Raw genomic sequence first — 23,566 nt, forward strand, 5'->3', positions numbered from 1 at the left:
AAGATCACTGCACAACAAACGGGCGTCCCGCACGGGCGCCCGTTTTTGTTTGAAATGAAAGTGGCTTGGATACTCGCCTTTAGGGTTGCAAGACTCACATTAGGCGGGTGATAGCGGATTCGGCACTACAGGAGTTGAAGATGGTCGAAGTGGTAAAGAACAACGTCAAAGGAGCGCTGTTTGCTCTGATGGCAATGGGCGTTTACGCAACCCACGACGCCGTCATCAAGACACTCGGTAGCGGTTATTCGGCCTTCCAGATCGTGTTTTTCGCCGCATTGCTGAGCTTTCCCGTCGTCACGATTATCCTGATGAGCGACAAGACCGCCGGCACGCTCAAGCCCGTTCACCCGTGGTGGATGATGCTGCGCACGATGCTGACCGTCATCACGGGTATCTCTGCGTTTTATGCGTTTACCGTCCTGCCGCTGGCACAAACCTATGCGATTCTGTTCTCGTCCCCGCTGCTGATCACCATTCTGTCGATCCCAGTGCTGGGTGAAAAAGTCGGCCCGCATCGTTGGGGCGCGGTCGGCGTGGGTATGGTCGGCGTCATCATTGCGCTGCAACCTGGTGCGACTGAACTGGCGCTTGGACACCTTGCGGCGCTTGCTGCGGCAATCTGCGGCGCATCGGCTGCGGTCATCGTGCGCAAGATCGGCGCGGAGGAGCGCTCGGTCGTCATGATGCTCTATCCGATGATCGGCAACTTCGTCGTCATGGGTTGCGCGCTTCCATTCTTCTACAAGCCGGTTCTGATCACCGACATGGGCCTTCTCGCTATGATCGCGATCTTTGGCCTCTGCGGCGGCTTCCTGACGATCAAAGCGTATCGCGCTGGCGAGGCTGCCATCGTGGCGCCGATGCAGTACAGCCAGATCCTTTGGGCGACGCTCTACGGCTATCTGTTCTTTGACGAGACACCGACGACCGCCGTTCTGATCGGTGCGTCGGTCATCATCGCATCGGGCATCTACATCGTTCTGCGCGAAGCCAGCGGCGGTACCTCGACCGAACGTCCGGTCACTCGCACGCGACTGCGGACGGAAACCGTTACCTCTCCGCGGGCATCGATTTTGTGGCGGATCATGACCGGCAAACCCAGCCGGAAGATGAGCCAATAAAAACCTGCGTTTTTACCTGTTTCGCACTTGCACTTTCCATGCGGAATCGGTAGTTCGCGATCCACGGTCGGAGCGTAGCGCAGCCTGGTAGCGCACCTGCTTCGGGAGCAGGGGGTCGGAGGTTCGAATCCTCTCGCTCCGACCAATTTTCCCGATTTATCGCGAATACACGAAAACGCCGCAGCGGATCATCCGATGCGGCGTTTCGCGTTTTAGGGTGTCTTACTGCTTGGGCTGGTCGTCGAAGTCCGTCCGCAGGATGCGCTGCGCATCCCCGTCAGGGTCGTCGTACTGTCTGTTTCGCATGGTCCAGAAAAACGCGGCGAGCCCCACTCCGCCAAGGAGCAACGAGACAGGGATCAAAAGGGCAAGGACTTCCATAGGGATTACCGAAGGCGAAGAGCATTGAGTGAGACGATAATCGACGAGGTCGACATCGCAATAGCGGCCGAGAGCGGGCTCGCGAGGCCAATGAGCGCAAGCGGCACCGCGATGGTGTTGTAGATCGCCGCAACCGAGAAGTTCTCGATGATCCGGCGACGGGCCTTTTGAGCGGTCTCCATCGCTACGGCGATCTGCGAAAGGTCGGACTTCACGAGAACCATGTCAGCGGCTACACGCGTGGCTTCCAGCGCAGAGGCCGGAGCAATCGACACATGCGCCAGCGCCAGCGCGCCAACATCGTTCAGACCGTCTCCAACCATGAGCACGCGCTTGCCTGCATTGGCCTTGGCTTGGAGTACATCGGCCTTTTTGTGGGGCAGAATGCCTGCCTGCCAGCTCTCGATACCGAGCGTGTCGGCCATCCGGCGGACGTTCGCTTCGGTATCGCCGGAAAGCAGGGTGACCGGAACGCCCTTGGATTTGAGCGTCGAAATGAGCTCCTCGGCGCCGTCCCGCAGGCTGTCGACAAACTCCAGTGCGATCTGGCGGTCACCCAAATCCAGCACCGTTGAACTGTCGCCGCAACCGATCCAAGACGCGCGACCGAGGCGCACTTTGCGGCCGTCCAGCATACCTTCGATGCCCATGCCCGCGATCTCGTGAATGTCACACACATCGGCGCGGTCGGCGCAGGCGGCTGAAACAATTGCCTTGGAGCGGGGGTGGCCAGACGCTTCGGCCAAGGTTGCGGCAATCGCCAGATCAGCAGGCGCGAGTTGCGTTACGAGCTGCGGGATGCCTTTCGTCAGCGTGCCGGTTTTGTCAAAAACCACTTCGTCGATTTCGCCCAGACGCTCCAGCGCAGTCGCATGTTTGACGAGTATCCCCGCCTTGAAAAGCTTGCCCGACGCCACCGTTGAGACAGCGGGCACAGCAAGGCCGAGCGCGCAGGGGCACGTGATAATAAGGACCGCCACCGCGATGTTGAGGGCATAACGCACATCGCCCGCTGTCGCCCACATCCAGAAAACGAACGCGGCGAATGCGAGGACATGCACCAGCGGCGCGTAGATTTTGGCGGCACGGTCGGCGAGCGAATTGTAGCGGGACTTTGCCTGCTCTGCGACCGACACGAGGTCAGCCAGTGCATGAAGCACGGTCTGCTCGCCCACGGCTGTTGCGCGGACCTTGAGAGCGCCGGTCAGGTTGACCTCGCCCGCGCGGACTTGATCCGAAATGCCAATCGTCGCGGGATCAGCTTCGCCCGTCAGGAAGGATCGGTCGACGTCGCTAGTGCCTTCTTCGATGGCACCGTCAACGGGCATCCGCGCGCCGGGCTGCACAAGCAGCAGGTCACCCACCGTGATGGTGCCAATAGGAACGGTTTCAGCGCCATTATCCGTCAACCGCAGCGCGGTCGGCGTTTCCATCGCGGCCAACTCGGTCGCAGCAGAACGCGCCACGCTCCGCATTTTCTGATCAAGATAGCGCCCCGCAAGAAGGAAAAACGTCAGCGAAAGCGCGGCGTCGAAATAGGCGTCTTCACCATGATAGGCCGTCTCCATCACCGAAATTCCAGCGGCGAGAAGGATGGCCAAGGTGATCGGCACATCCATATTAAGGCGACCGACGCGCAGAACGCGCCACGCGCTGGTGTAGAACGGGCGGGCAGAGAACACGATGGTCGGCAGCGCGATCAGCGCCGACAGCCAGTGGAACAACTGCCGTGTGGCATCCGCTGCGCCCGACCAGACAGCGACCGAAAGCAACATCACATTCATCATCGCAAAACCCGCGACGCCCAAACGCATGGCCAGATCACGGGCCGCGCGGTCGCTTTCGCCAGCGGACAAGGTTGCCGCGTCGAGCGGCGTTGCCTCGTACCCCAGAGCCGAGATCGCTGCCACGACCTCTTCGTCCGACATGCCCGCCGGGACGCGGACGGTGGCGCGTTTGCGGGTCAAGTTGACGCGCGCATCCTCGATGTCGTCACGCGCCAACAGACCGCCTTCGATGGACTGGATACAGGCGGCGCAGTGGACCGTCGGCAGTGAAAGGTGCAGTTCACGGCTCCCCTCGCTGGCCAACTTTGCAGCGCGGTTGATTGCAATAGGCGTTGCAACGCAGGCAGGGCAGGCAGCAACTCCGGGGGCTTCGACGTATGCCATTTTATCCTCTGATGTGAACTTGGAGTTCCTGTTTGAACTCCGTGCCATTGTCGGCCTCAGCGGTGATCCAGAGGCGCCATTGTCCGGGCTCATAGTCGATCGGACCACGGAAAACGGTACCGTCGAAAGTCAGCTCAAGTACCTGATCATCACGGGTCGTCGTCGGGCGACCGAATGTGGCGTTCACGGTCGACGGATCGATAGGAGCACCGTTTTCGTCGGTGATCGCAATCTCGATATGATCGCCGTCAACGGTCGCCTCGACGGTCCAGCCCAGCGCCTCTTGCGCTGCGCGGTCACGGTCGAACGATTGGCTGGCAACATAGGAATTCTTCACCACCAGCCCCGGAAACGTCTCGATTGCAGAGGTCGCCATAACGATATTCACGGCAATGATGACAATGAAGAACGATGCGAAAATTGCGAAGAATTTGGGGCCGGTGATGGGGCCGCGGAAGAAACCGGTCATCAGTTCGTCTCCTTACCGTTAAAGATGGTGTCGACCGATGCGCGTTCGTTGGTCGACAGGTCGGTGACCCAGAAAGTGAAATCGGTACGGTCGGCCGTTGCCGCTGCGCTATCCGGTCCGGCTTGGACGTAGACTCGGATAATTTCCATCGAGTCGGCGGGCACAGGAACCAGCGAGCCGTCCACCCCCTCGACCGAGAGCTGAAGATTCGTGTCGGCATCCAGTGCGAGGCCGAAGAGCTCTTGCGAGCCGTGCTTGTTGCGCAGGCGGACATCGTAGACGTTACGGATCGTGCCGTCCGATAGCGTGATGAAGGTCGGATTGCGAATGGGCGAGACCGTCATTTCGATGTCCGGACGGATAAAGAGCGCAAAGACGAGGCCGAAACCCACGATGCTCCACAGCGCGGTGTAAAGGATCGTGCGCGGGCGGAAGATGTGCTTCCAGACCGGACGGGGCTGCGCACCGGCGCGCTCGCGGGGTTCGTCGTTCAGCGCAAGATAGTCGATCAGGCCGCGCGACTTGCCGATCTTGGCCATCACGTCGTCACAGGCGTCGATACAGAGGCCGCAGGTGATGCACTCCATCTGCTGACCGTTGCGAATGTCGATACCCATCGGGCAGACGTTCACGCAGGCCATGCAGTCGATGCAGTCGCCTTGCTGCACACCGGGCTCGGCTTTCTTCAGCTTGCCGCGAGGCTCGCCGCGCCAGTCGCGATAGCCGATGGTCAGCGTGTCTTCGTCCATCATCGCGGCTTGGATACGCGGCCACGGGCAAGCGTAGATGCAGACCTGTTCACGGGCAATGCCGCCAAAGAAGAAGGTCGTCGCGGTGAGGATCAGCATTGTGGTGTAGGCAATCGGATGCGCGTTGCCCGTCACGAGGTCCACGGCCAGCGTCGGGGCATCGGTGAAGTAGAAGACCCACGCACCGCCGGTGGCCAGCGCGATCAGCACCCAAGCGGCCCATTTCGTCAGGCGCAGGCGCACCTTGCGGCCGTCCCACTTCGATTTCCAGAGGCGAACGCGGGCGTTGCGGTCGCCTTCGACCCACCGTTCAACAAGGATGAATAGGTCGGTCCAGACCGTCTGCGGACAGGTGTACCCGCACCAAACGCGGCCCATCGCTGAGGTGAACAGAAAGAGACCGAGGCCCGCCATAATCAGCAAACCTGCGACAAAATAGAACTCGTGTGGCCAAATCTCGATCCAGAAGAAGAAGAACCGGCGGTGCGCCAGGTCCACGAGGATGGCCTGATCCGGAAGCTCCGGCCCGCGATCCCAGCGTATCCAAGGCGCGAGGTAATAGATGCCGAGCGTGATCAGCATGATTACCCACTTGAGATTGCGGAATTTTCCTTTGACCCGGCGAGGAAATACAGGCTCGCGCGCTGCGTAGAGTTGGTCTTGAGGAGCCGGTGCGGACATCAAACTATCCTGACATGAGTGGACGCGTGTTCCTCCTTTTGCGTCCCCTTGGGCGCGGGTTCTTTGACTCAGATCAATCGTCAAAGCTGCGCGGCCGATTCAGGAATAAAAACGTAGGGTAAGGCGAAAAAACACCCCCGACCAAGCACAGGATCAGGGGTGTACCTCTCGCCAGAGAGGAAAGTCATCGGTCGTGCATTTTGCGCGAACAGGGGCCAGACCGATGTATGCCACGCGGCGGCTGCAACGCCGCGTGGGATTGGTTTACTGACCACCGCCAAGCTGGTGGACGTAGGCGGCAACCGCGTTGACTTCGGCTTGGGTCAGACCGTTGGCGGGGCGGTAATCTTCGAGCCAAGCGGGCATCACACCGCCGCGGCCGTTCAGAATAGTTTCTTCGAGGGTGGCGAGATCGCCGCCGTAGAGCCAGACCTTGTCATTGAGGCGCGGTGCACCGGTCATCTCGTCCGAAGCCGTCACGTATTCCGGATCTTCGAATTCGCGGGTCGTGGCGAGGCTGCCCTGACCTTCTTCGCCGTGGCACGATGCACAATTGTTGAGGAAGAGCTCTTCGCCTTCGGCAGCGGCGGCCTCGTCGGTGGCTTCACCGGCCAGCAGCTGCACGTAACTGGCAACGTTGGTGATTTCCTCGTGCGACAGCACACCGTCGAACGAAGGCATCACACCGCCGTAGCCGCGGGTATCCATCGACTGTTCGTTGCGGATACCGTTGGTGACGGTGAAAGCGATCTCTTCGATCCGGCCACCCCAGATCCAGTCATCGTCGAGCAGGTTCGGATAGCCCTTGGCACCCGCCGCGCCCGAGCCGTGACACTGCACGCAGTTCGCACGGAAGACAGCGGCGCCCATGTTCTCGGCAAAGCCGTTGAGCTCGGGATGATCCGCGAGGGTCGCCAGATCAACGTTTTCCAGCTCGCTCACCATGGCGGCATTGGCAGCATCCACGGCGTCGATCTGTTCCTGCACCTGAGCGCGGGTCGAGAACCCGAGGATACCGGCGGTTGCCGAACGCAGGCCCGGCCAGGCGGGGTAAGCGATGGTGTAGCCGATGCCCCAGACGATGGTGGCATAGAACACCCAGACCCACCAGCGCGGCAGAGGGTTGTTGTACTCTTCGATGCCGTCCCACGAGTGGCCGGTCGTTTCGACTTCTTTTTTATCGTCGTGCTTGCTCATTTCAGAGCCTCCAGATCAGTCGTGTCGGGTGCGGGCGCATCCTCGTGCCGGAAGGGCACGGTGGAGGCGTCGTCGTGGATGGGGCGGCTCCCGGGGCGGAATGCCCAGAAGCCTGCACCGACGAAGACCATGAACATAGCCAGAAGCACCCAGCTGTCAGCGATTTCGCGGAAGATATGATAGTTCATCGCAACCTCCGTCAGCGGCTGGCGTCAGGCGTAAAGGTCGAGAAGTCGACCAGCGTGCCCAACATCTGAAGATAGGCGACCAGCGCATCCATTTCGGTGAGCTGCGGTTGGCCGTCGAAGTTCGACACGACCGCACCCGGATAGCGCTCGACCAGACCGTCCCAGTCCGCATCGGGATTCACCTGAACGCGGAAGTCCGCGCTCGCGCTGGCGATCATTTCCTCGGTGTACGGAACGCCGACCATCGCGTGGGTTTCCATCAGATCGGTGATGTATTCACCGTCCATGTTGCGATCGAGGAGGAAGCCGTACTTGGGCATAACCGACTCGGGCACAACCGACTGCGGATTGGTGAGGTGGTCGACGTGCCATTCGTCCGAATAGCGACCGCCCACACGGGCAAGGTCGGGACCGGTCCGCTTAGAGCCCCACTGGAACGGGTGGTCGTACTGCGATTCCGCAGCCAGCGAGTAGTGGCCGTAGCGCTCCTGTTCGTCGCGCATCGGGCGGATCATCTGGCTGTGGCAGACGTAGCACCCTTCGCGGATGTAGATTTCGCGGCCCGCAAGCTCCAGCGGGGAGTAGGGGCGCACGCCCTCCACGTCCTCGATGGTGTTCTCCAGATAGAAGAGCGGTGCGATTTCCACGATGCCGCCGATGGTCACTACGGCAAGCGAGCAAACCAGAAGCAGGGTCGCGTTCTTTTCAAGAACTTTGTGTTTATCAAGGATACCCATTTTCCGTTCTCCTTATTCGGCAGCGGTTGCGATAGCAGCCGAGCGGGCGGACGGTACGCGTTTGCTGAACGCGGTCATCCAGAGGTTATAGGCCATGATCAGTGCGCCACCGAGGTAGAGGACACCGCCCAGACCGCGGACCACATACATCGGGAATTTGGCGGCAACCGTGTCGGCGAAGGTATTCACGAGGAAGCCGTTCGCATCGACTTCACGCCACATCAGGCCTTCCATGATGCCGGTGACCCACATCGACGACGCGTAGAGAACAATGCCGATGGTCGCGAGCCAGAAGTGCCAGCTGACGAGCTTGAGGCTGTATAGCGACTGGCGACCCCAGAGGCGCGGCGTCAGGAAGTAGAGCGCACCAAAGGTAATCATACCGTTCCAGCCCAGCGCACCGGAGTGAACGTGACCGATGGTCCAGTCAGTGTAGTGCGACAGCGAGTTTACAGCGCGGATCGACATCATCGGGCCTTCGAAGGTCGACATGCCGTAAAAGCCGAGCGAGATGACCATCATACGGATGATCGGGTCCGTGCGGATCTTGTCCCATGCGCCCGAAAGCGTCATCAGACCGTTGATCATACCACCCCACGACGGCATCCACAGGATGATCGAGAACACCATGCCGAGCGTCGAAGCCCAGTCAGGCAGCGCGGTGTAGTGCAGGTGGTGCGGGCCGGCCCAGATGTACAGGAAGATCAGTGCCCAGAAGTGGATGATCGACAGTTTGTACGAGTAGACGGGACGCTCGGCCTGCTTGGGCACGAAGTAGTACATCATGCCGAGGAAGCCTGCGGTCAGGAAGAAGCCCACAGCGTTGTGGCCATACCACCACTGGGTCATCGCATCCTGGACGCCCGACATGACTTGCACCGAGCGGGCACCGAAGAACGAGACCGGAATGACGAGGTTGTTCACGACGTGAAGCATCGCGACGGTGATGATGAACGACAGGAAGAACCAGTTGGCCACGTAGATATGCGGCTCTTTGCGCTTGAGGATCGTGCCGAGGAACACCAGCAGATATGCGACCCAGACGATGGTCAGCCAGAGGTCAACGTACCATTCAGGCTCTGCGTACTCTTTGGACTGGGTGGCCCCCATCAGGTAGCCGGTCGCGGCCAGAACGATGAACAGGTTGTAACCCCAGAACACGAACCACGGCAGGTTGCCGCCCCACAGACGCACGGCGCTAGTACGCTGCACGATGTAGAACGAGGTTGCGATCAGCGCGTTACCACCGAATGCGAAGATGACCGCAGAGGTGTGCAGCGGGCGCAGACGACCGAAGTTGCCGTAACCTTGCAGAAATTCGAAATTCAGTGCCGGAAAAGCCAGCTGGAAGGCGATAAATGTGCCCACCAGAAACCCTGCCAGACCCCAGAACACAGTGGCGATGACGCCGTAGCGGATCACCCCATCGTTGTAGCCGGTGTCGATGACGGGCTGTTTGTTTTCTCCAACTTGCCGGACGGTCCAGATGAACATACCGGCGGCGACAGCCATAACGATTAGCGCGTGGACCTGATAGGCCAGGTCACGTGCGAAATTCGCAGCGACAGCGGCGAAGAGGGCCACAACCCCCAGCACCACGATCTTGATCCAATCCCACATATCAAGCGTTCCCTTCTTATACCCGTCCGGAATCACCCACGGGTTTTGCTCTTGGTGGGGTTTCTCATTCGCGAGGACGTGATGCCTTGATCCATGTCAATTATTCGCCGCCGACCATCTGCTAGTCATTGGTTCGCCACTCGCGGGAGACGTGCGAGTCCGTGGATCTAGGAGGGTCAGATGTCCTACAAGACTGTTTCTGTTGTCGTTTCCGACGAAAAGACCGACAAATATGCCCTAGCGACTGCTCGGGATTTCGCTGCCCGCGTAAATGCGCACCTGGATGTCTACTGCATCGCCATTGACCCGACTCGCTATGACCCGATGCCGATCGGTAGCTCTGTCGTCCTGCTGGAGTCCTCCATTCAGGAAGCACAGGAACAGGCAGAGAAACTGGGGAAATGGGCGACGGCGCAGCTAGGCCCAAACATGGCCAAGACCACTGTCGAAACGGTCGCCATCGCGCAGATGGGAATCGAAACCGCGATCTCGCGCCTGACCCGCTACTCCGACCTGATCGTGGTGACGAAGCCTTACGGCCCCGGTCGCAATGCGCTGCACGTCAACTTGCTCGAATCGCAACTCTTCGGCACCGATGCACCCGTTTTGATTGTGCCCGATGATCGTCCGGTCGGCGACCTCACCTTTGCACGGCCCGTTGTCGCGTGGAACGAAAGCGACGAGTCGCTCTCGGCAATCCGCAAATCGATTCCGCTGCTAAAAGAAGCCAAGAGTGTCGACATGATCATGATCGACCCGCCGAGCCATTCGCCCGAGCGCTCCGATCCGGGCGGCGTCGTGTGCCAGATGCTGTCCCGTCATGGGTTGCGCCCCGACATCGCTATTCTGGCCCGCACGATGCCGAAGGTTTCAGATGTCATCCTGCGCTTTGCCGCGGAGCACGCCAACGATCTGATCGTCATGGGCGGCTACGGCACGTCACGCTTCCGCGAAGCGATCCTTGGCGGCGCAACGCGCGAAATCCTCGAAAACGCCGACCTACCGATCCTGATGGCGCACTGATGTTCCAATGCGCCCGTCAAATGATGCGATCAGGCGATCATTCCGCCGTCCATGTCGTCGCCGGTTTCCATAAGCAGAGCTTGGAAATCGTCGACGCGGATGCGGCGCTTGCCGTCGAGAGCGATGATGCCCTCGCGCTTGAGTGCCGAAATCTGGCGGCTGACCGTTTCAAGCGTCAGGCCGAGGTAATCGGCCATGGCTTCGCGGGTGAGCGGCAGTTCGATCGTGATCTCGCCCTTGAGGTCCATCATGCCGATGGTCGACTCGCGGCGGGCGATGATGGCCAGAAGGCTCGCGATCTTCTCGCGCGCGGTCTTGCGACCAAGGATCAGCATCCATTCACGGGCCGCATCCAGTTCATCGAGCGTCATTTCCAGCAGTCGCTGCGAAACGTGCGGCGTCGTGGTCATAATCTTCTCAAACGGTTTGCGGCGGAAACAGCAGAGGACAACCTCGCTCACCGCAACTACATCGTAAGGGGACGTCGTGCGGCCCGGACGACCGATGAAGTCGGACGGCAGCAAAAGGCCGACCATCTGTTTACGGCCGTCTTCGAGCGTCTGGCTGAGGCTGGCGACACCGCGCACAACCGACCCGACGAACGACATCTCGTCGCCCGCCCAGACAATCGACTGTCCCGGTTCGTAGGTGCGGTAATTCTTGATCTGTTCAAGCGATTCGAGCTCGTCGGTATCGCAGCTTGCGCACACTGCACGATGCCGGATCGGGCACTCCTCGCAGTGGACGTGCGTATCCAAAATCAAACCACTCATATCACCAACAGTCCCTATTTGCGCACACGCATCTGGGCACATGGTAACCCATTTTTGGAAAGGAAGTGCAATGGCTTCTCGTAAGCAACTCCGAGAGCTGGGACTATTTGACGCCCGCGCACCCCGTTATACCAGCTATCCGCCCGCGAACCACTTTAACGGCAATGTCTCTCCCGAGACGACCGCCCAGTGGTTGCAGGCCGTTCCCGAGGGGCAGCGCGTGTCTCTCTATGTACACATACCTTACTGTCGGCGGCTTTGCTGGTTCTGCGCTTGCCGCACCCAAGGCACATCGACGGATCGTCCGCTGGTCCCGTACCTCGCCCAGTTGAAGGCCGAGCTCGCTTTGGTGGATCGTCATCTGCCTGAAAACGTGCTGATCAGCCAGATCCACCTCGGCGGCGGCACCCCTACCCTGCTTCCGCCCGATCTGATCGCCGAACTTGGTGCAGAGCTGCGGGATTTCCGTCCGCTTGCCGAGGATCTCGAATTCTCGGTCGAGATCGACCCGACCGAGGTCGATCAGGCGCGTATCAATGCGCTCCGCGATGCAGGCATGACCCGCGCATCCATCGGCGTTCAGGACTTCGACGAATCCGTTCAGAACGCCATCGGCCGTATGCAGAGCTTCGAGCAGACCCGCGATGTGGTCGAAATGCTGCGCAACGCCAGCGTGAAATCAATCAACATGGACATTCTGTATGGCCTGCCGCACCAGACCCGCGAGCGGATGTCCAATTCGGTCCAGGCCGTGCTGTCGCTGAACCCCGACCGCGTGGCGCTCTATGGTTATGCGCACGTGCCGTGGATGGCGAAGCGTCAGGTCATGATCCCAGCCGATGCGCTGCCCGATGCGGAGACGCGCCTCGACCTGTTCGATATCGCCCGCGATTTGTTCGTTGCCGATGGCTACGACGAGATCGGCATCGATCACTATGCGCTGCCGAGTGACAGCCTTTCCATCGCAGCGGAGCGCGGCACGATGCACCGCAATTTCCAAGGTTACACAGACGACACCGCCGAGGTGCTGATCGGGATCGGCGCCTCGGCAATCTCGCGCTATCCGCAGGGCTTCGCGCAAAACATTTCGACCTCTTCGCAGTACGCCACCGCTATTTCCGAGGGCCGTCTGGCCACCGCGCGCGGCCACGCCATGTCCGACGATGACCGCCTGCGCTCCGATATGATCGAAGAGCTGATGTGTAGCTTCTCACTCGATTTACCGCGCATGTCGGCCAAGCACGGCGTGCCGGTCGAGACGCTGCGCAGCATGTGCGAGAACATGGTCGTCCGTTTCCGCGACCACCTCACGGTCAGCGGCGACAAAATCCAGCTTAGCGACACCGCTCGCCTGATTGCCCGCCTTTGCGCGCAAGAGATCGACGGCTACCACATGCCCGAAGGTCGCCATAGCCGCGCACTCTGAGCGTTCACAGCGCTTGCGCAAACGCGGGCCACATGCAACCTGAGACGTCGGAGGAATTCTCATGCGTCTCGGGATCATCGTGTTGATCGCAGCCTACGGGCTGAGCCAGTTTTATCGTGCCTTTCTGGCCGTTCTCGCGCCTGCGCTGGAGGCCGACATCGGCGCCACGCGAGAGGCGCTGAGTGCTGCATCGGGCATCTGGTTTCTGGTGTTCGCGGCGATGCAGATCCCCGTGGGCGAGGCGCTCGACCGCATCGGCCCAAAACTGACGACAGCGGTGCTTTTTGCGCTCTGCGGTGCGGGCGGCGCGGCAGTCTTCGCGATGGCGACGGAGCCGTGGCACATCTCGCTGGCGATGGGGTTGATCGGTGCGGGTTGCGCGCCTGTTCTCATGGCGTCCTACTATATCTTCGCGCGCGTCTTTTCGGTTGCCGTTTTCGCATCGCTGGCGGGCATGACGCTCGGCATCGGTTCGCTGGGTAATATTCTAAGCTCCGCCCCGACCGCTTGGGCCGTAGACATCTTCGGCTGGCGCGCAACACTCTGGGCGATGGCCGGATTCACGCTGCTCGTCGCGATCTTCGTCTTCCTGACCGTGAAAGACCCCGAAAAGGTTACCTCGGAAAAGCGCGGTAGCGTCATCGACGTTCTAAAGATCCCCGCGCTCTGGCCCGTTTTCGCCATGGTCGCCGTGAACTATGTGCCCGCCGCCTCGCTGCGCGGGCTGTGGTCTGGGCAGTATCTGTCGAACGTCTTCGGAGCGGACGCTGCGCTGATCGGTAACGTGACGCTCGTGATGGGCCTCGCCATGATCTTCGGCAATCTGTCCTACGGACCCGTCGACCGCATGGTCGGCTCGCGCAAATGGGTCGTCTGGGTCGGCAACGCGATTTGCCTTTTCGCCCTGCTCGCCCTTGCCGTCGCACCGAACAAAGGGATCGGCTACGCGACCATCATGCTCGCGATCATCGGCTTCTTCGGTGCGTCCTTCCCGCTCATCATGGCGCATGGTCGCAGCTTCATCCCGCCGCACCTCGTGGGCCGCGGTGTGACGCTGCTCAACCTCTTCTCGCTCGGCACAGTGGGTGTGGTGCAGTTCACCGCAGCACCGCTGTCAAAAGTCATTTTCACCGACGGCCGCAGCCTCACCGACAGCTATGCCATTATCTTTGCCGGATATGCGTTGCTGCTCGGTGCTGGCCTGCTGATTTATCTGTTCGCAAAAGATAGTACGGAATGACACAGAATTGCGCGGGGCCTTTCCCTCGCGCAGCTTTGGGTCTATAGCGCACACGGTTTATTCAAGGAGAGGCCGATGGGCTACAAAGTCGTCGTCGTTGGCGCCACGGGCAACGTGGGCCACGAAATGCTCAACATCCTCGCTGAACGCGAGTTTCCGGTTGATGAAATTGCTGCGCTGGCCAGCCGAAAATCGCTCGGCACCGAAGTCAGCTTTGGCGACAAGACTATCAAGACCCAGGACCTCGAACAGTTCGACTTCACCGGCTGGGACATCGCTCTCTTCGCGATCGGTTCGGACGCGACGAAGAAGTACGCACCGAAGGCTGCCAGCCAGGGCTGCGTCGTCATCGATAACTCGTCGCTCTACCGCTACGACCCCGATGTTCCGTTGATCGTTCCGGAAGTGAACGCAGACGAAGTCGTGAACTACACGAAGAAAAACATCATCGCGAACCCGAACTGCTCGACCGCGCAGATGGTTGTCGCTCTGAAGCCGCTGCATGACCGCGCCAAGATCAAGCGTGTCGTCGTTTCGACCTACCAGTCCGTTTCGGGCACCGGCAAAGAAGCTATCGACGAACTGTGGAACCAGACCAAGGGCATGTACGTCCCGGGTCAGGAAGTCGCTCCGTCGGTTTACCCCAAGCAGATCGCCTTCAACGTGATCCCGCACATCGACGTCTTCATGGACAGCGGCGACACCAAAGAAGAATGGAAGATGGTCACCGAGACCAAGAAGATCGTCGACAAGAGCATCAAGGTCACCGCGACCTGCGTGCGCGTCCCGACCTTCGTCGGCCACGCCGAATCGATCAACGTCGAGTTCGAAGAGTTCCTCGACTGGGAAGAAGCGACCGACATCCTGCGCGAAGCTCCGGGCATCATGGTCGTCGATAAGCGCGAAGCTGGTGGCTATGTCACTCCGGTCGAATGCGTTGGCGACTTCGCGACCTTCATCAGCCGCATCCGTCAGGACGTAACCGTCGAGAACGGCATCAACTTCTGGTGCGTCTCGGACAACCTGCGCAAGGGTGCTGCCCTCAACGCTGTCCAGATCGCCGAAGTGCTCGGCCAGCGCTGCCTGAAAAAAGGCTGATCCAAGCCTTCAGACTAATTCAAGGCCGTCTACCGAATGGTGGGCGGCCTTATTCTTTTCGGGATCGGTCGAATCTCTTGGCGACTCACCGATACCTTTCGCTAGGTCATTTCACCGAACGCGCGGCGGCACCGGCAAACCTGCCCCAAATGTTGCACCACCTAAGTCTATTTTTTGAAATTCATCCGATCCTAACGGATATCCATTCGTATTAAATAGTAGACTTATTCTGCTGTACCTAAGTCATTTGGCCAACTGCCGACCATCACTCGCAGCGATAACCTCACTATTGAGAAGACCAACGGGCGGGGGCCTCGAAATCTTCTCAGTGAGGTGTCTCGGCCAAGGGGGAAAGCGCCATGACAAAGCATCAACTGCCACAACCCGATGGGTCACTGTTTCGCGTTAAGAGTACGGGTTGGCAAACCAGTTCGCAGCACCTGTGTGGTTCGCGTATCGCTGCAAAACCGCGTCATGTGCTTTTCTCAAGGTAACTAGTTCGAAAGGCTCGAAAAAATGAACCTTCTTGTCAAAGCGAGAGACGGCCGCCGCACGGCATTGGCCTCTTTGGAAATGTGGGAACGGAATATTTTTGGACAGGTTAACGAGTACCCGCATCACCCGCGACCAGTGCTGAAAAAGCGCTAAGGACGCTAAGCAGCTACAACCTTGGCAGAACAGCCCGGCTTCGGTCGGGCTGTTCGCGTTTCAGGCTCATGAATGGCCTTGCAATGCAGGAACAACGCATCTCCATAGCCGGATACGCCAATATCGAACGAATATTCCATTATATACTTTTGCACCACATCTTCCCCGTTGTAGAAGCTGAATGGAATCACACCTTGAGGTAGTGTTGGACATGAGGCGGTGGTGTCCCAATCCGCTAACGCCTCGCTCGCTCGACCAACCTTCCTCGGTCCGGTGGCGTCCGTGTCCCAATCCACTGACGTCACCGGATGCGAGCGGTCACATCAAAATTTAACGGCCTTGCCCCCGAAGGCGCTCTGGAATGGACATGTGCAATGACCATCAAGGATATCCTTTGGCGTAAAGCGCCATTTGCCAACGGTGCGCCCACGCGGCGTGCGAAAGACGAAAACAGGGTTACGCGCGACGAGATTGCTTCGCTCTTTGCGGAAGAGCTTGGCTACAGGTCGCAAAGAAAGCCCCGCCGCATGGGATAAACCGATGACGCTACTGGACAAAGCCCGTCAAGGCCGCCGCAACGCACTTCTCCGTCGTTACATGCGCCAAAGCTGGGTGCGCCGCGTTATCGGGCGCGGCATGATCCAGATGTGAGAAAGGCGCCTCGCGGCGCCTCTCTCTTAGATCAGGTGGAACTTGCTGTCCGTCGGATCAAAGAACTCCAGCGTTCCTTCACCGATGTCGTTGTAAAGACCGTGGAGCGTCAACATGCCTTCCTCCATCGCATTTTGCACGAACGGGAAGGTCGACAGATTTTCGAGGCTCACTAAAACGGCTTCACGTTCAAGCGCTTTCACCTGCTGCTCTTCAGGCAGTTCCGAGACGCGCTCGAAACCAGGGCGAAGCAGGTTCAGCCACGTGCCCACGAAGGACGTTTTCTCTTCAAGCTCTGGCGCCTTGCCGTGGCACATCGCGTGACAACCGGCGACGCCGCCGCACTGCGAGTGACCCATGACGATGATGTGCGCGACCTTCAGCGAGCTGACAGCGTACTCGACCGCAGCAGACGTACCGTGGTGATCGCCATCGGGTGTGTAGGGCGGCACGAGGTTTGCAATGTTGCGGTGAATGAAGAACTCACCGGTCTCCGCACCGAAAATGGAAGTCACATGCACACGGCTATCGCAGCAGGAAATCACCATCGCACGGGGGCGCTGGCCTTCATCGGCAAGGCGGCGATACCAAGCGCGGTTCTCAGCGTATGCAGTGGCTTTCCAGCCTTGGTAGCGGCGGACCAGATATTCGGGAAGCGGGCGGGCGGAATGCATCATCTCTCCGTTTGTTTATTCACGGCTAATTAGGCGGCATTTGCGCGAAGTTCGAAACATTTCTCGACGCGACGTAAACCGCTTTGGAACCACAGTGATCGTAACCAGCTACTCATGCAAGACACTCAGACACATCGTATCGCCCCCGCGCCCCAGACCCGCAACGTCGTGCGGCTCGATCCAACAGACACAGGCACGACCGATCCGTCGCGCGCCTATCAACTTTTCCACGGGCTCAGTCTGACTGATACCGAGGACCTTATCGCCAGTGCGACCGAGGAGCTCGATGTGCTCTTCGCCCGCATCAGGGCCAAACATTTCGACTGCAATTTCGGGGACCTACCCGATCTGGGCTACGAGGTAGCCGCCACAGCCAAGCACTACGGCCTCGACAAGATCGGCAAAGTCGCGATGGACATGATCAACTGTGCCAGAACCCACGATCCGATGGCTCTGGCGGCCGTTGTGGCGCGTTTGGGCCGGCTTGTCCATCGTGCACCAGAGCATCTATGGACCGCACGAGACGCGCAATGAAGTGACTTGCAGGCACCGCGCGGATGGATACGCTGGGCGAAAACCACGGAGCCCGAATTGAACTTTGATGCGCCCGACGCCCCCGCAATCACCCTCGAAGCCGTCACTTCTGCAAACTGGTCCGCTGTCCAGAATGGACTGACGGAAAACGCCCAGGCTTGGGCCAAGGTGCAGGGGTTCGACGGCGGCGCGGGTCAGGTTCTGACGCTGCCGAGCACGGATGGCGGCATCGAGCGCGCATTCATCGGAATGGGCGATCAAAAAGCGCAAAGTCGCCAAAGGTTCATCGTCGCTGCGGGTGCCGCGAAACTGCCCGAAGGTGCCTATGACCTGAAAGGCCTCGAAGGCGCTGCACTTGAAGAAGCCGCGCTTGGCTGGCTGCTGGCGTCCTACCGTTTCGACCGCTACCGCAAGCAGAGCGAGATGAAGGCGACGCTCATTGCGCCTGAGGGCATCGACGCTGACCGTATTCTGACGATTGCCAAGGGCGAGTGCCTGACACGCGATCTGATTAACACGCCCGCCTCCGACATGGGCCCTCCCGATCTGGAAGCCGCTGCCCGCAAACTGGCTGAGGAGCATGGCGCGAGCATCGAGGTCACGGTTGGCGACGACCTGCTTGAGAAAAACTTCCCCATGGTCCACGCCGTCGGCCGCGCTGCCAACCGCGCGCCTCGTCTGATCGACATGCGTTGGGGTAGCGAAGGTCCGACGCTCACACTGGTCGGCAAGGGCGTTTGCTTCGACACCGGCGGTCTGAACATCAAACCGTCGTCGTCGATGGGCTTGATGAAAAAGGACATGGGCGGCTCTGCCACCGTGCTTGGCCTTGCGCATATGATCATGGGACTTGGGCTGAAGCTGCAACTACGCGTCCTGATCCCCGCTGTCGAAAACTCCATCGCCGGTAACGCCTTCCGTCCGCAGGATATTCTGAATAGCCGCAAGGGTCTCACGGTCGAGATCAACAACACCGACGCCGAAGGCCGCCTCGTGCTCGCCGACGCGCTGACCTACGGCAGCGAAGAAAACCCCGATCTGATCGTCTCCATGGCGACGCTGACCGGTGCGGCCCGCGTGGCGGTCGGCCCTGACCTCGCGCCGTTCTACACCGACCACGACGACGATGCGTCTGCACTGGCAATCGCCGCTGCTCAGGTCGCCGATCCGGTCTGGCGTATGCCGTTCCACAATCCCTACGAGGCGATGATCGAACCGGGAGTCGCTGACCTCGATAATGCGCCGAAGGGTGGATTTGCGGGGTCCATCACCGCCGCTCTGTTCCTGCGCCGTTTCGTGGATGCGCCGCGCTACATGCACTTCGATATTTATGGTTGGCAGCCCACTGCGGCACCTGCGCGCCCGCACGGCGGCGTCGGTCAAGGTGCCCGCGCACTGCTGGAAGCATTGCCAAAAATGCTGGGCCTATGACCGACAGACGGACCACGCCCGCCAACTCGCGGGTCGCGGCGGGCTACCTTGAAGGGAAGGTAGCTGCGCCCCGATACACCGAAGGTCATACCGCATATGTCGCGGCGCCGCTCGTCGAACTGCTCGACATTCCGGGCGGTCGACGTGACAGGCAGCTTCAGGCAGGGACACCCCTGACCGTGTATGAAGACGAGGCCGGCTGGAGCTACGTTCAGTCGCAGCGCAACGGCTACGTTGGCTACGTTCTATCCGCGCAACTGAGCACCGACTGGGCGCCCGATCACCGGATTAGCTCATTCGGTACGCATGTTTATCGCGATGCATCCATGAAATCGCCGAACATCAGTTTCATCGGATTTGGCGCGGAACTGCCTGTATTAGACACGACTGACAAGTTCGCGAAGACCCCGCTTGGCTACGTCCCGCTCCAACATCTCGAGCGCAACGACGCCAGCCGCAACGACCCTGTTGCGGTGGCCGAACTTCACCTCAACGTGCCGTACCTTTGGGGCGGAAACTCCACCCGCGGGATCGATTGCTCGGGTCTGGTGTCCGCCGCGTTCGGCGCGTGCGGAGTGAACTGCGCGGGTGACAGCGATCTGCAGGAACAGTCCTGCGGAACGGCGCTGACAGACACGCAACCAAAACGCGGCGATCTGTTTTTTTGGCCGGGTCACGTGGCGATTGTTTACGACGACAGCAATATTATCCACGCCAATGCGCATCATATGGCGGTCGCGATCGAAGATATGGACGACGCGCTGCGAAGGATCGGGCCCGTTCGGACCCACCGCAGGATTTAATCGACGGCGCGGATCAATTTGCGCTCCAGCGGCACAAGGACCTGTTTGAGGTCGTTGCCCCGCTTGAGGATCATGCCCTCTGCCGAAATCACGGAATATTGGCCCTGCTTCATGCGAAGTTTGGGCCGTTTTTCAATCCGGTAGAGCGGAAATTCAGCTGTCCGCCGGAACACGGAAAACACTGCGACATCCTTCAGCGCCGAAATGCCATAGTCCCGCCATTCGCCCGCGGCGACCATCCGCCCGTAAAGGCCAAGGATGATATGCAGCTCGGTCCGGTGAAACGACACCTGCTCTGACGAGCCGATAAACGGGGTGGGCGGTTGCAGCGTCATACTTCAGATTTGCGGTATTTTCTTCGCAAATCAAGCACCATGCCCGTTTGGGTCGCCTCAGGAACAATAAATCCTGTCGATGATCCCGTTTTCATTGATCTCGAAATTGAGCCTGCGCATCCGGTATTCCATCGTGACGATGTCGCCAGGACGCAAAATACGCACCTCGTCGAGGATGAGCACTTTTTCCAGCGCGTAGTCCGGTTGGCCGATCAGATCAGCGTATTGTGAACCACCGCAAGTGTCATAGCTTTCCTCTGGAAAAGCCGGTGGTGGTGTCAATTCGGTGGTTCCACATCCGGTCAAAATCGCGCAAATGACGGAAACGAAAGAAAAACGTCGCACTTGTTACTCCTGTCATAGCGGGTGAAACGATTTGAAAGGAAATGGGAAGACCCATCAATAGCAACGTTGTTTTCACCCTCGCTTTATCGCAGTTTGGACCCATTCAGAGGAGGATTTCTTAATGCGTACCCGTGCCGCCGTCGCCCTTGAGGCTGGCAAACCGCTCGAGGTCATGGACGTGAACCTCGAAGGCCCGAAAGAGGGCGAGGTTCTGGTCGAGATCAAGGCCACCGGCATTTGCCACACCGACGAATTTACCCTTTCGGGCGCTGACCCCGAAGGTCTGTTCCCCGCAATCCTCGGTCACGAAGGCGCTGGCGTCGTTGTCGAAGTCGGCCCCGGCGTCAAAAACCTGAAGCCCGGCGACCACGTCATTCCGCTCTACACACCGGAATGCCGCGAGTGCCCGAGCTGTCTGAGCCAGAAGACCAACCTCTGCACCTCGATCCGTGGCACCCAAGGTCAGGGCCTCATGCCCGATGGCACCTCGCGTTTCTCGATGCTCGATGGCACGCCGATCCTGCACTACATGGGCTGCTCGACCTTCGCGAACCACACCGTCCTGCCGGAAATCGCGCTCGCCAAGATCCGTGAAGACGCGCCGTTCGACAAAGTCTGTTACATCGGCTGCGGCGTCACCACCGGCGTTGGCGCTGTGATCAACACCGCTCAGGTCGAAGAGGGTGCTACGGCCGTTGTCTTTGGCCTCGGCGGTATCGGTCTGAACGTCATTCAGGGACTGCGCCTCGCGGGTGCCGACATGATCATCGGCGTCGATCTGAACAACGACAAAAAGGAATGGGGCGAACGCTTCGGCATGACCCATTTCGTCAACCCGAAGGAAATCGGCGAAGACATCGTGCCGTACATCGTCAACATGACCAAGCGTCGTGGCGACCTGATCGGCGGCGCGGATTACACCTTCGACTGCACCGGCAACACGACGGTCATGCGTCAGGCACTGGAATGTTCGCACCGTGGTTGGGGTCAGTCGATCGTCATCGGCGTAGCCGCTGCCGGCGCTGAAATCAGCACCCGTCCGTTCCAACTGGTGACCGGCCGCGTCTGGAAAGGCACCGCGTTCGGCGGCGCTCGTGGCCGTACCGACGTTCCGAAGATCGTCGACTGGTACATGGAAGGTAAGATCGAGATTGACCCGATGATCACCCACACGCTTTCGCTGGATGACATCAACAAGGGCTTCGACCTCATGCACGAAGGCAAGTCGATCCGTTCGGTTGTCGTGTACTAAACTTTACGGCCCTCGCCTTCGGGCGGGGGCTTACTTCACCCCGTAGCGGGCGAGGAACATCTCCACCGCGCCGTCGGCCACACGTTTCTTTTCGGCTTCGGTGAATTCGGACTGGTTCAGGAACAGTCCACGGTCGACGATGTCGGCCTTACAAAGCACCTCGAATTGATCGGCTGCGAGATCGAAATCCTCGATATCAAGCTCTCCGCGTTCGACGTACTTCTTCAGAAAACTCCCGATCTTCATCCGCGCGTTGGCAGGTCCACAGGTGTAGAACTGTTCACCCACGGCGGGGAAACGCTCGGCTTCTGCAACACACATGCGGTACATGCGGCGATTGAAGGGGCGTGTCAGGATTTCAATGAATTCGCGCGCGGCGAAGGTCAGCATGTCGCGCAGGGATAGCGAAAGATCGACGCGGGAGGAGATATTCTCTGCCTGCACCTGACATTCAATCCGCGCGACTTCCATGAACAGCAGGCGCTTATCGGGGAAATAGCTGTAGAGTGTCGCCTTGGAGACGCCCGCCACCTTGGCGATGTCATCCACGCTCGCCCCGTCAAAACCATCCTTGAGGAACACTTCGCGCGCCCCTTCAATAACCTGTTCGAACTTGCGTCCGCGTTTGATGTCCTGATCGCCGTCCGGCATGGCCACTCCTTTGAGATAGCCGAGTTTAGCCGCAACGGCGCCAGAGCCACAAGTAGCGCTTGTTATTGGGCGACGCACTGTGTCGTAGCGTTCGCGCCGTTTACGACGCAGACATCGGTCGAAATCACAGGATCGGTGGTCGGCCAGGTTACAGTCGGAAAGTTCATGACGATGCCGCCAGCGAAAGCCGGCGCGGACATCAGCGACAGAGCAAAAAGGGAAGCAGTAGCAATGCGTTTCATTTCGTTCACCTTGGGTTGGGATTTAACGTATCTAAACTGAACCGTTCAGTATTTCAATAGTGCTGGCAATCTGTCGCGGTTGCTTATCCGCCAATTCGGCATAGGCTGAGCGAAGACACCTCAGGAGGTCGCCATGCTCTCTGCACTCGCCCAGCGCCGTCGGTTTAAGGATCTGACAGAACAGGAAATTCTGGCTCTTGCGATTTCGTCCGAGGAGGACGATGCGCGTATATACAGAATGTATGGCGAGAGCCTACGCGCCGAATTTCCGTCCAGCGCGGCGGTTTTCGATGAAATGGCAGCAGAGGAAGACACGCACCGTGAACGCCTGATTGTAGAGCATCAGCGGCGCTTTGGTGATGTGATTCCGCTGATCCGCCGCGAGCACGTCAGCGGCTACTACACCCGCCGCCCCGTCTGGCTGGTCGAGAACCTCGGCATTGAGCGTATCCGCGAAGAAGCCGCTAACATGGAGCGTGACGCGGAGCGGTTCTACCTTGCCGCTGCAAAATCGACTTCGGACGCGGGCACGCGCAAGCTGCTCGGCGATCTGGCTGCGGCGGAAGCGGGCCATAACCAGAAAGCCATCGACCTCGAACACGAGCACCTGACCGACGAACACATCGACGATGAGGCCAAAGCCGCGCACCGTCAGTTCGTCCTGACCTACGTCCAGCCGGGTCTGGCGGGTCTGATGGATGGCTCGGTGTCGACCCTCGCCCCTATCTTCGCCACGGCCTTTGCGACCGAAGACCCGATGACCACGCTTCAGGTGGGCCTCGCTGCGTCGATCGGTGCGGGTATTTCCATGGGCTTTACCGAGGCCGCTTCGGACGACGGCCAGATCTCGGGCCGCGGTTCGCCCGTAAAACGCGGAGTCGCAACGGGAGTGATGACCACGCTCGGCGGTCTGGGCCACGCCCTGCCCTACCTTATCCCGCATTTCTGGACCGCAACCGTGATCGCGCTGATCATCGTCTTCGTCGAACTGTGGGCGATTACGTGGATCCAGAACAAATACATGGACACCCCGTTCTTCCGCGCCGCATTCCAAGTCGTCGTCGGCGGCGCGCTGGTGTTTGCCGCAGGTGCCCTGATCGGGGCAGGCTAGTCACGATCTGCG

At 59.7% G+C, this 23,566-nt stretch carries 25 protein-coding genes and 1 tRNA gene; 12 read left to right on the top strand and 14 right to left on the bottom strand.

Going from position 1 to position 23,566, the window contains the following annotated elements; genetic code table 11:
* Positions 1-140 precede the first annotated feature (140 nt).
* Together IF204_RS12705 and IF204_RS12710 are read left to right on the top strand one after the other, a co-directional pair.
* Positions 141-1,124: a DMT family transporter gene (locus IF204_RS12705; RefSeq protein WP_167638586.1), complete on the top strand. Its 984-nt coding sequence runs from the start codon at positions 141-143 to the stop codon at positions 1,122-1,124.
* Between the two features lie 68 nt (positions 1,125-1,192).
* Positions 1,193-1,269, top strand: a tRNA-Pro gene (locus tag IF204_RS12710).
* 77 nt (positions 1,270-1,346) lie between these two features.
* Here the strand turns inward: IF204_RS12710 and ccoS are convergent.
* From ccoS to ccoN, 8 genes are all read right to left on the bottom strand, one after another.
* Positions 1,347-1,505 (bottom strand): cbb3-type cytochrome oxidase assembly protein CcoS, encoded by a 159-nt coding sequence (gene ccoS / locus IF204_RS12715; protein WP_167638587.1) that lies wholly within the window; start codon positions 1,503-1,505, stop codon positions 1,347-1,349.
* 5 nt (positions 1,506-1,510) lie between these two features.
* Entirely contained in the window at positions 1,511-3,676 is a 2,166-nt protein-coding gene (locus IF204_RS12720) for a heavy metal translocating P-type ATPase (RefSeq protein WP_194097484.1), read from the bottom strand.
* A gap of 1 nt (position 3,677) precedes the next feature.
* On the bottom strand, positions 3,678-4,145 hold the full coding sequence (locus IF204_RS12725) for a FixH family protein (protein ID WP_194097485.1): 468 nt from the start codon (positions 4,143-4,145) through the stop codon (positions 3,678-3,680).
* A complete protein-coding gene (gene ccoG, locus IF204_RS12730) occupies positions 4,145-5,575 on the bottom strand; it encodes a cytochrome c oxidase accessory protein CcoG (RefSeq protein ID WP_194097486.1) in 1,431 nt (476 codons plus the stop codon). The genes IF204_RS12725 and ccoG overlap by 1 nt, the downstream gene beginning before the upstream one ends.
* 264 nt (positions 5,576-5,839) lie before the next feature.
* Positions 5,840-6,772 carry a cytochrome-c oxidase, cbb3-type subunit III gene (ccoP, locus tag IF204_RS12735; RefSeq protein WP_194097487.1) on the bottom strand — a complete coding sequence of 311 codons (933 nt, stop codon included), beginning with the start codon at positions 6,770-6,772 and terminating at the stop codon, positions 5,840-5,842.
* On the bottom strand, positions 6,769-6,960 hold the full coding sequence (locus IF204_RS12740; RefSeq protein ID WP_167638592.1) for a cbb3-type cytochrome oxidase subunit 3: 192 nt from the start codon (positions 6,958-6,960) through the stop codon (positions 6,769-6,771). The genes ccoP and IF204_RS12740 overlap by 4 nt, the downstream gene beginning before the upstream one ends.
* 11 nt (positions 6,961-6,971) lie before the next feature.
* Positions 6,972-7,697 carry a cytochrome-c oxidase, cbb3-type subunit II gene (gene ccoO, locus IF204_RS12745; protein ID WP_194097488.1) on the bottom strand — a complete coding sequence of 242 codons (726 nt, stop codon included), beginning with the start codon at positions 7,695-7,697 and terminating at the stop codon, positions 6,972-6,974.
* A 12-nt stretch (positions 7,698-7,709) separates the two neighbouring features.
* On the bottom strand, positions 7,710-9,317 hold the full coding sequence (gene ccoN, locus IF204_RS12750) for a cytochrome-c oxidase, cbb3-type subunit I (RefSeq protein WP_194097489.1): 1,608 nt from the start codon (positions 9,315-9,317) through the stop codon (positions 7,710-7,712).
* 180 nt (positions 9,318-9,497) lie between these two features.
* Here ccoN and IF204_RS12755 point away from each other — a divergent pair, with 180 nt between their 5' ends.
* Entirely contained in the window at positions 9,498-10,340 is an 843-nt protein-coding gene (locus tag IF204_RS12755; protein ID WP_194097490.1) for a universal stress protein, read from the top strand.
* Between the two features lie 29 nt (positions 10,341-10,369).
* Here IF204_RS12755 and fnrL read toward each other — a convergent pair whose 3' ends face one another.
* Entirely contained in the window at positions 10,370-11,113 is a 744-nt protein-coding gene (gene fnrL / locus IF204_RS12760; RefSeq protein WP_194097491.1) for a transcriptional regulator FnrL, read from the bottom strand.
* Positions 11,114-11,183: 70 nt separating this feature from the next.
* Between fnrL and hemN the strand changes: the two genes are divergently transcribed.
* The 4 genes from hemN (at position 11,184) to IF204_RS12780 (ending at position 16,061) form a co-directional block, all read left to right on the top strand.
* Complete coding sequence (gene hemN, locus IF204_RS12765) at positions 11,184-12,539, top strand: oxygen-independent coproporphyrinogen III oxidase (RefSeq protein ID WP_194097492.1); 1,356 nt, start codon at positions 11,184-11,186, stop codon at positions 12,537-12,539.
* Between the two features lie 61 nt (positions 12,540-12,600).
* Positions 12,601-13,779: an MFS transporter gene (locus IF204_RS12770; RefSeq protein ID WP_194097493.1), complete on the top strand. Its 1,179-nt coding sequence runs from the start codon at positions 12,601-12,603 to the stop codon at positions 13,777-13,779.
* 75 nt (positions 13,780-13,854) lie between these two features.
* Entirely contained in the window at positions 13,855-14,877 is a 1,023-nt protein-coding gene (locus tag IF204_RS12775; protein WP_194097494.1) for an aspartate-semialdehyde dehydrogenase, read from the top strand.
* Between the two features lie 1,022 nt (positions 14,878-15,899).
* A complete protein-coding gene (locus tag IF204_RS12780) occupies positions 15,900-16,061 on the top strand; it encodes a hypothetical protein (protein ID WP_194097495.1) in 162 nt (53 codons plus the stop codon).
* Positions 16,062-16,202: 141 nt separating this feature from the next.
* On the opposite strand, the gene IF204_RS12785 is transcribed toward IF204_RS12780, so the two are convergent.
* Positions 16,203-16,850: a carbonic anhydrase gene (locus tag IF204_RS12785; RefSeq protein WP_194097496.1), complete on the bottom strand. Its 648-nt coding sequence runs from the start codon at positions 16,848-16,850 to the stop codon at positions 16,203-16,205.
* A 114-nt stretch (positions 16,851-16,964) separates the two neighbouring features.
* Between IF204_RS12785 and IF204_RS12790 the strand changes: the two genes are divergently transcribed.
* The 3 genes from IF204_RS12790 to IF204_RS12800 are packed head-to-tail and all read left to right on the top strand — an operon-like array spanning position 16,965 to position 19,618.
* Positions 16,965-17,384, top strand: coding sequence for a hypothetical protein (locus IF204_RS12790; protein WP_194097497.1), 420 nt, complete (start codon positions 16,965-16,967; stop codon positions 17,382-17,384).
* A 57-nt stretch (positions 17,385-17,441) separates the two neighbouring features.
* Positions 17,442-18,815: a leucyl aminopeptidase family protein gene (locus tag IF204_RS12795; RefSeq protein WP_194097498.1), complete on the top strand. Its 1,374-nt coding sequence runs from the start codon at positions 17,442-17,444 to the stop codon at positions 18,813-18,815.
* Positions 18,812-19,618 carry a C40 family peptidase gene (locus IF204_RS12800; RefSeq protein WP_194097499.1) on the top strand — a complete coding sequence of 269 codons (807 nt, stop codon included), beginning with the start codon at positions 18,812-18,814 and terminating at the stop codon, positions 19,616-19,618. Before IF204_RS12795 ends, IF204_RS12800 begins: the two co-directional genes overlap by 4 nt.
* Here IF204_RS12800 and IF204_RS12805 read toward each other — a convergent pair.
* Together IF204_RS12805 and IF204_RS12810 are read right to left on the bottom strand one after the other, a co-directional pair.
* Positions 19,615-19,953 carry a DUF2794 domain-containing protein gene (locus tag IF204_RS12805; RefSeq protein WP_194097500.1) on the bottom strand — a complete coding sequence of 113 codons (339 nt, stop codon included), beginning with the start codon at positions 19,951-19,953 and terminating at the stop codon, positions 19,615-19,617. The genes IF204_RS12800 and IF204_RS12805 overlap by 4 nt on opposite strands.
* A 57-nt stretch (positions 19,954-20,010) precedes the next feature.
* Entirely contained in the window at positions 20,011-20,298 is a 288-nt protein-coding gene (locus IF204_RS12810) for an I78 family peptidase inhibitor (protein WP_194097501.1), read from the bottom strand.
* Positions 20,299-20,419: 121 nt separating this feature from the next.
* Here IF204_RS12810 and IF204_RS12815 point away from each other — a divergent pair, with 121 nt between their 5' ends.
* Entirely contained in the window at positions 20,420-21,550 is a 1,131-nt protein-coding gene (locus IF204_RS12815; protein ID WP_194097502.1) for an S-(hydroxymethyl)glutathione dehydrogenase/class III alcohol dehydrogenase, read from the top strand.
* Positions 21,551-21,580: 30 nt separating this feature from the next.
* On the opposite strand, the gene IF204_RS12820 is transcribed toward IF204_RS12815, so the two are convergent.
* Both IF204_RS12820 and IF204_RS12825 read right to left on the bottom strand, forming a co-directional pair.
* Complete coding sequence (locus IF204_RS12820) at positions 21,581-22,201, bottom strand: TetR/AcrR family transcriptional regulator (protein WP_194097503.1); 621 nt, start codon at positions 22,199-22,201, stop codon at positions 21,581-21,583.
* 62 nt (positions 22,202-22,263) lie between these two features.
* The gene (locus tag IF204_RS12825; protein WP_194097504.1) at positions 22,264-22,443 is read right to left on the bottom strand and encodes a hypothetical protein; all 180 of its coding nucleotides are present in this window, start codon (positions 22,441-22,443) and stop codon (positions 22,264-22,266) included.
* Positions 22,444-22,576: 133 nt separating this feature from the next.
* Here IF204_RS12825 and mbfA point away from each other — a divergent pair, with 133 nt between their 5' ends.
* Entirely contained in the window at positions 22,577-23,554 is a 978-nt protein-coding gene (gene mbfA, locus IF204_RS12830) for an iron exporter MbfA (RefSeq protein ID WP_194097505.1), read from the top strand.
* The last annotated feature ends 12 nt before the right edge of the window (positions 23,555-23,566 follow it).

This window comes from Marivivens aquimaris (genome assembly GCF_015220045.1).
In the GTDB taxonomy this organism is placed as follows: domain Bacteria; phylum Pseudomonadota; class Alphaproteobacteria; order Rhodobacterales; family Rhodobacteraceae; genus Marivivens; species Marivivens aquimaris.

Bases quoted from the DNA above. Each gene is read 5' to 3' on its own strand.
- IF204_RS12705 (WP_167638586.1), top strand. From the start codon at position 141: ATGGTCGAAGTGGTAAAGAACAACGTCAAAGGAGCGCTGTTTGCTCTG.
- ccoS (WP_167638587.1), bottom strand. From the start codon at position 1,505: ATGGAAGTCCTTGCCCTTTTGATCCCTGTCTCGTTGCTCCTTGGCGGA.
- IF204_RS12720 (WP_194097484.1), bottom strand. From the start codon at position 3,676: ATGGCATACGTCGAAGCCCCCGGAGTTGCTGCCTGCCCTGCCTGCGTT.
- IF204_RS12725 (WP_194097485.1), bottom strand. From the start codon at position 4,145: ATGACCGGTTTCTTCCGCGGCCCCATCACCGGCCCCAAATTCTTCGCA.
- ccoG (WP_194097486.1), bottom strand. From the start codon at position 5,575: ATGTCCGCACCGGCTCCTCAAGACCAACTCTACGCAGCGCGCGAGCCT.
- ccoP (WP_194097487.1), bottom strand. From the start codon at position 6,772: ATGAGCAAGCACGACGATAAAAAAGAAGTCGAAACGACCGGCCACTCG.
- IF204_RS12740 (WP_167638592.1), bottom strand. From the start codon at position 6,960: ATGAACTATCATATCTTCCGCGAAATCGCTGACAGCTGGGTGCTTCTG.
- ccoO (WP_194097488.1), bottom strand. From the start codon at position 7,697: ATGGGTATCCTTGATAAACACAAAGTTCTTGAAAAGAACGCGACCCTG.
- ccoN (WP_194097489.1), bottom strand. From the start codon at position 9,317: ATGTGGGATTGGATCAAGATCGTGGTGCTGGGGGTTGTGGCCCTCTTC.
- IF204_RS12755 (WP_194097490.1), top strand. From the start codon at position 9,498: ATGTCCTACAAGACTGTTTCTGTTGTCGTTTCCGACGAAAAGACCGAC.
- fnrL (WP_194097491.1), bottom strand. From the start codon at position 11,113: ATGAGTGGTTTGATTTTGGATACGCACGTCCACTGCGAGGAGTGCCCG.
- hemN (WP_194097492.1), top strand. From the start codon at position 11,184: ATGGCTTCTCGTAAGCAACTCCGAGAGCTGGGACTATTTGACGCCCGC.
- IF204_RS12770 (WP_194097493.1), top strand. From the start codon at position 12,601: ATGCGTCTCGGGATCATCGTGTTGATCGCAGCCTACGGGCTGAGCCAG.
- IF204_RS12775 (WP_194097494.1), top strand. From the start codon at position 13,855: ATGGGCTACAAAGTCGTCGTCGTTGGCGCCACGGGCAACGTGGGCCAC.
- IF204_RS12780 (WP_194097495.1), top strand. From the start codon at position 15,900: ATGACCATCAAGGATATCCTTTGGCGTAAAGCGCCATTTGCCAACGGT.
- IF204_RS12785 (WP_194097496.1), bottom strand. From the start codon at position 16,850: ATGCATTCCGCCCGCCCGCTTCCCGAATATCTGGTCCGCCGCTACCAA.
- IF204_RS12790 (WP_194097497.1), top strand. From the start codon at position 16,965: ATGCAAGACACTCAGACACATCGTATCGCCCCCGCGCCCCAGACCCGC.
- IF204_RS12800 (WP_194097499.1), top strand. From the start codon at position 18,812: ATGACCGACAGACGGACCACGCCCGCCAACTCGCGGGTCGCGGCGGGC.
- IF204_RS12805 (WP_194097500.1), bottom strand. From the start codon at position 19,953: ATGACGCTGCAACCGCCCACCCCGTTTATCGGCTCGTCAGAGCAGGTG.
- IF204_RS12815 (WP_194097502.1), top strand. From the start codon at position 20,420: ATGCGTACCCGTGCCGCCGTCGCCCTTGAGGCTGGCAAACCGCTCGAG.
- IF204_RS12820 (WP_194097503.1), bottom strand. From the start codon at position 22,201: ATGCCGGACGGCGATCAGGACATCAAACGCGGACGCAAGTTCGAACAG.
- IF204_RS12825 (WP_194097504.1), bottom strand. From the start codon at position 22,443: ATGAAACGCATTGCTACTGCTTCCCTTTTTGCTCTGTCGCTGATGTCC.
- mbfA (WP_194097505.1), top strand. From the start codon at position 22,577: ATGCTCTCTGCACTCGCCCAGCGCCGTCGGTTTAAGGATCTGACAGAA.